The organism is Photorhabdus sp. RM71S (genome assembly GCF_042879355.1).
GTDB classification, from domain to species: domain Bacteria; phylum Pseudomonadota; class Gammaproteobacteria; order Enterobacterales; family Enterobacteriaceae; genus Photorhabdus; species Photorhabdus kayaii.
In genome coordinates this window covers 45,463-52,461 of record NZ_JBHFKV010000037.1, presented here as the reverse complement: position 1 = coordinate 52,461, position 6,999 = coordinate 45,463, and the positions used below count along the sequence as shown (strand labels likewise).

4 protein-coding genes and 2 rRNA genes are annotated in these 6,999 nt (G+C 41.3%); 4 read left to right on the top strand and 2 right to left on the bottom strand.

The annotated features are described in order from the left end of the window. The 3 genes from ACGF5R_RS17500 to ACGF5R_RS17490 all read left to right on the top strand — a co-directional run. Positions 1 to 196: ribosomal RNA gene (locus ACGF5R_RS17500) — 23S ribosomal RNA — on the top strand; the annotation flags it as partial. A gap of 145 nt (positions 197 to 341) precedes the next feature. After that, positions 342 to 457, top strand: a 5S ribosomal RNA gene (gene rrf / locus ACGF5R_RS17495). 439 nt (positions 458 to 896) lie between these two features. Beyond that, the gene (locus tag ACGF5R_RS17490) at positions 897 to 1,298 is read left to right on the top strand and encodes a DUF2569 domain-containing protein (protein ID WP_262981025.1); all 402 of its coding nucleotides are present in this window, start codon (positions 897 to 899) and stop codon (positions 1,296 to 1,298) included. Between the two features lie 1,112 nt (positions 1,299 to 2,410). Here ACGF5R_RS17490 and ACGF5R_RS17485 read toward each other — a convergent pair. Together ACGF5R_RS17485 and metK are read right to left on the bottom strand one after the other, a co-directional pair. Beyond that, positions 2,411 to 2,935 carry a SprT family zinc-dependent metalloprotease gene (locus tag ACGF5R_RS17485; RefSeq protein ID WP_112878575.1) on the bottom strand — a complete coding sequence of 175 codons (525 nt, stop codon included), beginning with the start codon at positions 2,933 to 2,935 and terminating at the stop codon, positions 2,411 to 2,413. 275 nt (positions 2,936 to 3,210) lie between these two features. Next, complete coding sequence (metK, locus tag ACGF5R_RS17480) at positions 3,211 to 4,383, bottom strand: methionine adenosyltransferase (RefSeq protein ID WP_011147846.1); 1,173 nt, start codon at positions 4,381 to 4,383, stop codon at positions 3,211 to 3,213. Positions 4,384 to 5,015: 632 nt separating this feature from the next. On the opposite strand from metK, the gene speA reads away from it, so the two are divergent. Continuing rightward, the gene (gene speA, locus ACGF5R_RS17475; RefSeq protein ID WP_112878574.1) at positions 5,016 to 6,920 is read left to right on the top strand and encodes a biosynthetic arginine decarboxylase; all 1,905 of its coding nucleotides are present in this window, start codon (positions 5,016 to 5,018) and stop codon (positions 6,918 to 6,920) included. Positions 6,921 to 6,999 lie beyond the last annotated feature (79 nt).

Genomic DNA, 6,999 nt, shown 5'->3' with positions numbered 1-6,999 from the left:
TGGCATCGCCCGGTAGCTAAGTGCGGGAGAGATAACCGCTGAAAGCATCTAAGCGGGAAACTTGCCTTGAGATGAGTCTTCCCTTGACTTGAGGTCACGGAAGGAACGTTTGAGACGAAGACGTGGATAGGCTGGGTGTGTAAGTGCAGCGATGCATTGAGCTGACCAGTACTAATGAACCGAGAGGCTTAACCTTACAACACCGAAGGTGTTTTGGCGCCGGAAGACAGTGAATAGCTGTCAGAAGCCGGCAGAGAGATGAAATTTTCAGCTTGTTCAGAGATTGGTTCGGGCGGTTGTGGCAGCAAGGAGCGACAACGGCCGGAATGAAACCGAATATGCCTGGCGGCGATAGCGCGGCGGTCCCACCTGACCCCATGCCGAACTCAGCAGTGAAACGCCGTAGCGCCGATGGTAGTGTGGGGTCTCCCCATGTGAGAGTAGGGAACTGCCAGGCTTTAAATACAGTAGAAACCCTCAGCGAGAGCTGGGGGTTTTTGCGTATCAGGGTCTGTATCATTTTATTTTTCCATATGAAAGGTTAAATCTATGGTCACCCTCGTTGTTGCAACACGCATTTTGATGAATTTGGGGCTTGCTTATGCTTAAATCTATCCGGCGTCACTATAGGCAAGGATGCCCGCGCCTCGATGAGTTACGCGCCTGATGTTCCTAAAAAACCACTCGGCTTTAATAAGCCATCTTAACCTTTAGGTTTCTCATCAGGTCGATAGGCCGTTCATGTCATCAATTATCAGTCTTCGCAAAACCAGTGGGATAACGTTTAAATTTATTCATAATGACGCAGGATCAGGCGTCAAATACCGTGTGCTGTGTCGTGATTAGGGGTCACGTCAAGCGGCTTTGCCCGGTATCCAACTGTCAGACAGGAGGAGATGCTGAGGTTAAGGCAAAACTATTTGTCATTGATAAAAGGGATGTGCACTTTATTTTTGGAGTTGCACTTTATACATCTGTTCTTTTCTTTAGAAAAAAGAATACCTTTATTTTATATTATCCTTTTGGTTTTTACTTCATTATTTGTAATAACCGATTTAACATTGGCTCATTATGTATATAAAATAAAACTGGATTATAATTATCTTTTCTTGCTTTTTAGAACTGTGTTTTATACATATATATGGATACCTTATTTTATTATATATATTACGATTAAAAGAACATTTATACCCGTCATCTTTCAAGTTGCCTCTTTGTTGGCTGCACTCGCTCACCCCGGTCACATAGTTATCTATGCTCCCGGGGATTCACTCCCTTGCCGTCGCGATGCATCTTGAAATCCATTGGGTATATAAAGTAATGATTAAAATTAAACTATTTTGCAAACAATATTCAGCAAGAAACAAGAGCAGGTAAATTTTTTGTAACTAATATTTATTTAAAAAATATGACAGTCAAAACTATCCTAGCCTTGTGAATTGTTCTCAAAAATTAGATAATTTAAATCACGCGTTCATTAAGGTCTGAGTCCTGTATTTTTCTGGGTCCAGACTATTTAATTTCTACCTGATTCGTAAGCGTGTGGAAAAAAGGGTAACAGTGTTATGGTCAAGAAAATGTAGCAGATTTCTTGGATGAAGGTTATGAGATGAATTATATTGGTAGTGTTAGTAAATTGGATAAATATGTTGGTTATGGAATGAAAAAGGAAAATTTGTTTTTTGCATCTCTCCAGAATTCACCTCTTTATCTAAAGTGAAAGGAATTTGTAGTTCAGTTGTTAATAGTGGCTATAATGGAGTAATGATTTTGGCGCCTAATTCTTTCTTTACAGCTAAACAATTAGTTGAATATTATACCGAGATTATCAAGGCCGGGGAAGGGGATAATTCAAAGGTTGTATAGACTTCCGGAAATAATTTCATCATTAAATAAATATTAATATATTGTAAGATGTAAAAGGTGGTTAATTGATTCCTATCAGATAGATGTTCACTCTATACCCAATGGATTTCAAGATGGATCGCGACGGCAAGGGAGTGAATCCCCGGGAGCATAGATAACTATGTGACCGGGGTGAGCGAGTGCAGCCAACAAAGAGGCAACTTGAAAGATGACGGGTATAAATGTTATCCCTTTCTTCCCTATACAAGGCTTGTATCTGGACTATTTGAGATAGATATGATCCATTATTTTTGTGGTTTATCTTAGACTCAGTTTTTTAACCTGATGGTAATACAGAACCTTAACAGGATTAACTTTAAAATTAATTATTGCTTAATTTTCTTATCTGGAGATTTTAATTTTACTTAAAAAATTTCTTGCTTTTTTAAAATGAGAATATTTATAAGAATTTTTTGATAGAATAGGATTTTGGTTCATATATTATTAGTGTGATTTATATTCAGGCAGTGGGGTAATTAAATCACATTTTTATTATTATAAATCTTTATAAATTAGGATTGAAAGAATCAATTGATTTAATAATAAGCTTTTCTCCGCATTTTTGACAGATATAATGACTTTCTCCTCGCAGAATTTTATTATGGCGTCGTAGAGTTAGTTCATGTTGTTGGCAACTACAGTAATAAGTAAAAGTTTGACTACGTACTGAGTCGACTTTAAATTTGTGTGTACGGCTAGCTGGAACGTTCAGTACTTTTTCCATCATCCAACGCCACTGTTTTCCATGTGGAGGCACTTTCCCAAAGTAGCGATAAACCAATAGATGAGCTAATTCGTGAGGCACAACTTCATTAATAAAAGTTTGTTGATTTTCAATCAATAATACTGGATTAAGGCGGATTTCCCAATTTTTTATATAGGCACTGCCCGCAGTAGTTCCCCTCTGGCGGTAGTTTATTGTAGGTTCAGGAAAATCACGGTTGAGATATAAGTTTGCTTGTTGCAGTTTTTGCTGCAAAATATTCATAATGGCTTGTTGTAGAGAAATTGGAACGTTAACTAATTTCATGTATTGAAAGTAAATAGGCAAGGATCAGTGAATTTTATTAGAAATCCTGAAACAAGCTGATAATAATATTGTTAGGGATTCTTCAATTGTCAGCTAATGCTAAAAAAGCCGAGTTCAGTTATCTAAACCGGGCTTTTTGTTTTTATACCCGTCATCTTTCAAGTTGCCTCTTTGTTGGCTGCATTCGCTCACCCCGGTCACATAGTTACCTATGCTCCCGGGGATTCACTCCCTTGCCGTCGCGATCCATCTTGAAATCCATAGGGTATATATTTTTACATATTCATCGCTGATAGCTTTAGACCCGCAGCATCACGCAGTGCTTCTGCTTTATCAGTGGCTTCCCACGGGAACTGTGGACGACCAAAATGACCATAAGCGGCAGTATCACGATAGATTGGGTGCAATAGATCCAGCATCTGAATCAAACCATGAGGACGTAAATCAAAGAATTCACGTACCAGTAGAGTCAAAGTTGCTGTTGAAACTTTTTCAGTGCCGAATGTTTCCACCATGATGGAAGTGGGTTCTGCAACGCCGATAGCGTAAGAAACTTGAATTTCGCAACGATCAGCCAGACCCGCCGCGACAATATTTTTTGCCACATAGCGTGCAGCATAAGCCGCTGAACGGTCGACTTTGGATGGATCTTTACCGGAGAATGCTCCGCCACCATGACGTGCCATGCCACCGTAAGTATCTACGATGATTTTACGACCAGTCAGACCACAGTCACCCATTGGGCCGCCAATGACAAAACGACCGGTTGGATTAATGAAATATTTGGTTGTTGGATTTAACCATTCAGCAGGCAGTACCGGCTTGATGATCTCTTCCATGACCGCTTCTTGCAGATCTTTCTGACTAATATTTTCAGCATGCTGTGTGGAAAGTACAACCGCGTCAACGCCGACAATTTTGTCGTTATTGTATTGGAAAGTGACTTGGCTTTTAGCATCGGGGCGTAACCACGGCAGTACACCATTTTTCCGAACTTCAGCTTGACGCTGAACCAGACGGTGTGCATAGGTGATAGGCGCAGGCATGAGTACATCAGTTTCGTTGGTTGCATAACCAAACATTAGCCCTTGGTCACCAGCACCTTGTTGCAGGGGATCTTCACGGTCAACACCTTGGTTAATATCCGGTGATTGTTTACCAATGGCACTTAATACTGCACATGAGTTTGCATCAAAACCCATTTCAGAATTAACATAACCAATCTCTCGAACTGTTTGTCGCGTAATTTCTTCAATATCAACCCAAGCGCTGGTAGTAATTTCACCACCAACCATGACCATGCCGGTTTTAACATAGGTTTCGCAGGCAACTCGTGCTTTTGGATCTTGTTCTAGAATAGCATCAAGAACGGCATCAGATATTTGGTCTGCAATTTTATCAGGATGCCCTTCGGAAACAGATTCGGAAGTGAAAAGGTATGTGGTCATTATATAACGTTACCTTAAAATATAATTTCAGTTTGGAAATGGATGGATTAACATCTAGATGGCTATTTTAGGGTAATTCTTATCCATGTGCTAGATTTTTTTAGTTCAGCGAGTAATTTTCATTGGATGAATGAATAATTTCTTGGTTTGTATGTCAGTTTTGTTCAATTTCATTTTGCAATTTTATGTGATTGCGAGTATAAACTGCGGCCGTAGTTGAACTATTTTTGCTACAGACTCGCAGAAAGCTAACTAGCTTCTGTTTCTCAATCGAGAAAATGGCTCCTTAGATATGAGTCATGTGTGGGGGTGAATGGGGTAATGAACCATTATCTGCTGATTGCTAATGGCCAACAGCCACACTTGTCGTCGGATGTATCCGCGTCTTTTTCCTTTCTTTTCAATATGTCTTTAATTCGATGTTATCTGTTGTCAGCAAACAGGCCGGATATGTCGGACAGTCGTATTGTCACTCGGTAATTTTGTCGTTGTTTAGTAGTAACTAAACGCTTTTTACAACCTGAGAGCATGCTGTTCCCTGATATTTCTCAACACGCGAGATTATGGTGTTTTGGGTTATTTATTAATTACAGGCGAAGGCGAAAAACTCTAACTCCCTTAAGGAGACTGCCATGAATGATAATATCGCTCGTAAAATGCAACAGACTTACAATATTGCATATTGGGGAGGGAGTTACTACTACGTCAATGATCTTGGCAATGTTAGTGTGTGTCCAAATCCTGATTTGCCGGGGGCAAAAATTGATCTTGCGGAATTGGTGAAAAAAGTTCAGCAGGAGCAGAAACATTTGCGTTTGCCAGCGCTATTTTGTTTCCCTCAAATCCTGCAACATCGTTTGCGTTCAATCAATGCTGCATTTAAACGTGCCAGAGAGTTATATGGTTATAAAGGCGATTACTTTTTAGTTTATCCCATTAAAGTTAACCAACAACGCCGCGTTATTGAATCACTGGCCAGTTCCGGTGAACCTTTAGGGCTTGAGGCTGGCTCTAAAGCGGAATTAATGGCAGTGCTGGCCCATGCGGGTATGACTCGTACCGTCATCGTGTGTAATGGATATAAAGATCGTGAATATATTCGTCTGGCGCTAATAGGTGAGAAGTTAGGTCACAAGGTTTATTTGGTGATCGAAAAGATGTCTGAGATTGCCCAAGTATTGGAAGAAGCTGAACGATTGAATGTGATCCCGCGTTTGGGAGTCCGTGCACGTTTGGCATCTCAGGGTTCAGGTAAATGGCAAGCCAGTGGCGGTGAAAAATCGAAGTTTGGGCTGGCGGCAACTCAGGTATTGCAATTGGTTGAGATTTTGCGCGCAGTGGATCGACTTGATAGTCTGCAATTGTTGCATTTTCACCTTGGCTCACAGTTGGCGAATATCCGTGATATTGCAACAGGTGTCCGTGAGTCAGCGCGTTTTTATGTCGAGTTACATAAACTCGGGGTAAATATTCAATGTTTTGATGTTGGTGGTGGACTGGGGGTCGATTATGAAGGGACCCGTTCTCAATCTGATTGTTCTGTGAACTATGGGTTGAATGAATATGCCAACAATGTCATCTGGGGTATTGGTGATGCTTGTGATGAACATGGTTTACCCCATCCTACGGTTATCACGGAATCCGGTCGTGCCCTGACCGCTCACCATACTGTCTTGGTCTCTAATGTTATCGGGGTTGAGCGTAATGAATTTACGCAGACGACACCACCGGCAGAAGATGCTTCCCGCCCGCTCACCAGTTTGTGGGAAACATGGCAGGAGATGCATTCAGAAGGAAATAGACGCTCTTTACGTGAATCGCTGCATGATGGTCAGCTCGATCTGCATGATGTTCATACACAATATGCTCATGGCATGCTGGATTTGACAGAACGGGCGTGGGCGGAAGAGTTATATCTGAATATCTGTCGCCGTATTCAACAGGATCTTGATCCAAGCAACCGTGCTCACCGGCCAATTATTGATGAGTTGCAAGAGCGTATGGCAGACAAATTCTATGTGAATTTCTCACTGTTCCAGTCTCTGCCTGATGCATGGGGTATCGATCAGTTATTTCCTGTGTTACCCATTGAGGGACTGGATAAGCCGTTGGATCGCCGTGCGGTATTGTTAGATATCACCTGTGACTCCGATGGTATTGTTGATCATTATGTGGATGGTGATGGTGTAGCCGCGACCATGCCGATGCCCGCTTATGATCCTGATTGCCCGCCAATGATTGGTTTCTTTATGGTGGGAGCATATCAGGAAATTCTTGGCAATATGCATAACCTGTTTGGCGATACAGCGGCTATTGATGTTTATGTATTCGATAATGGCGAAGTGACCTATAACCAAAGTGAAGAGGGGGATTCAGTCGCGGATATGCTGCAATATGTGAAACTGGACCCTAATGTACTGATGGCTCGCTTCCGTGATCAAGTAAAAGGCACGGATTTGGATACAGGCTTGCAAGAGCAATTTTTACTGGAATTTGAAAGTGGTCTTTATGGCTACACATATCTGGAAGATGAATAATCTTCTGGTGTTAATTAAGCCTCCTGTATACAGATAACGTTATTTAATATAAACCAGATGCGGAGATGCAGAGAAATAG

What these genes read in the sequence shown, in the direction of transcription:
- speA (WP_112878574.1), top strand. Translation starts at nt 5,016, where the DNA reads ATGAATGATAATATCGCTCGTAAAATGCAACAGACTTACAATATTGCA.
- metK (WP_011147846.1), bottom strand. Translation starts at nt 4,383, where the DNA reads ATGACCACATACCTTTTCACTTCCGAATCTGTTTCCGAAGGGCATCCT.
- ACGF5R_RS17485 (WP_112878575.1), bottom strand. Translation starts at nt 2,935, where the DNA reads ATGAAATTAGTTAACGTTCCAATTTCTCTACAACAAGCCATTATGAAT.
- ACGF5R_RS17490 (WP_262981025.1), top strand. Translation starts at nt 897, where the DNA reads ATGCTGAGGTTAAGGCAAAACTATTTGTCATTGATAAAAGGGATGTGC.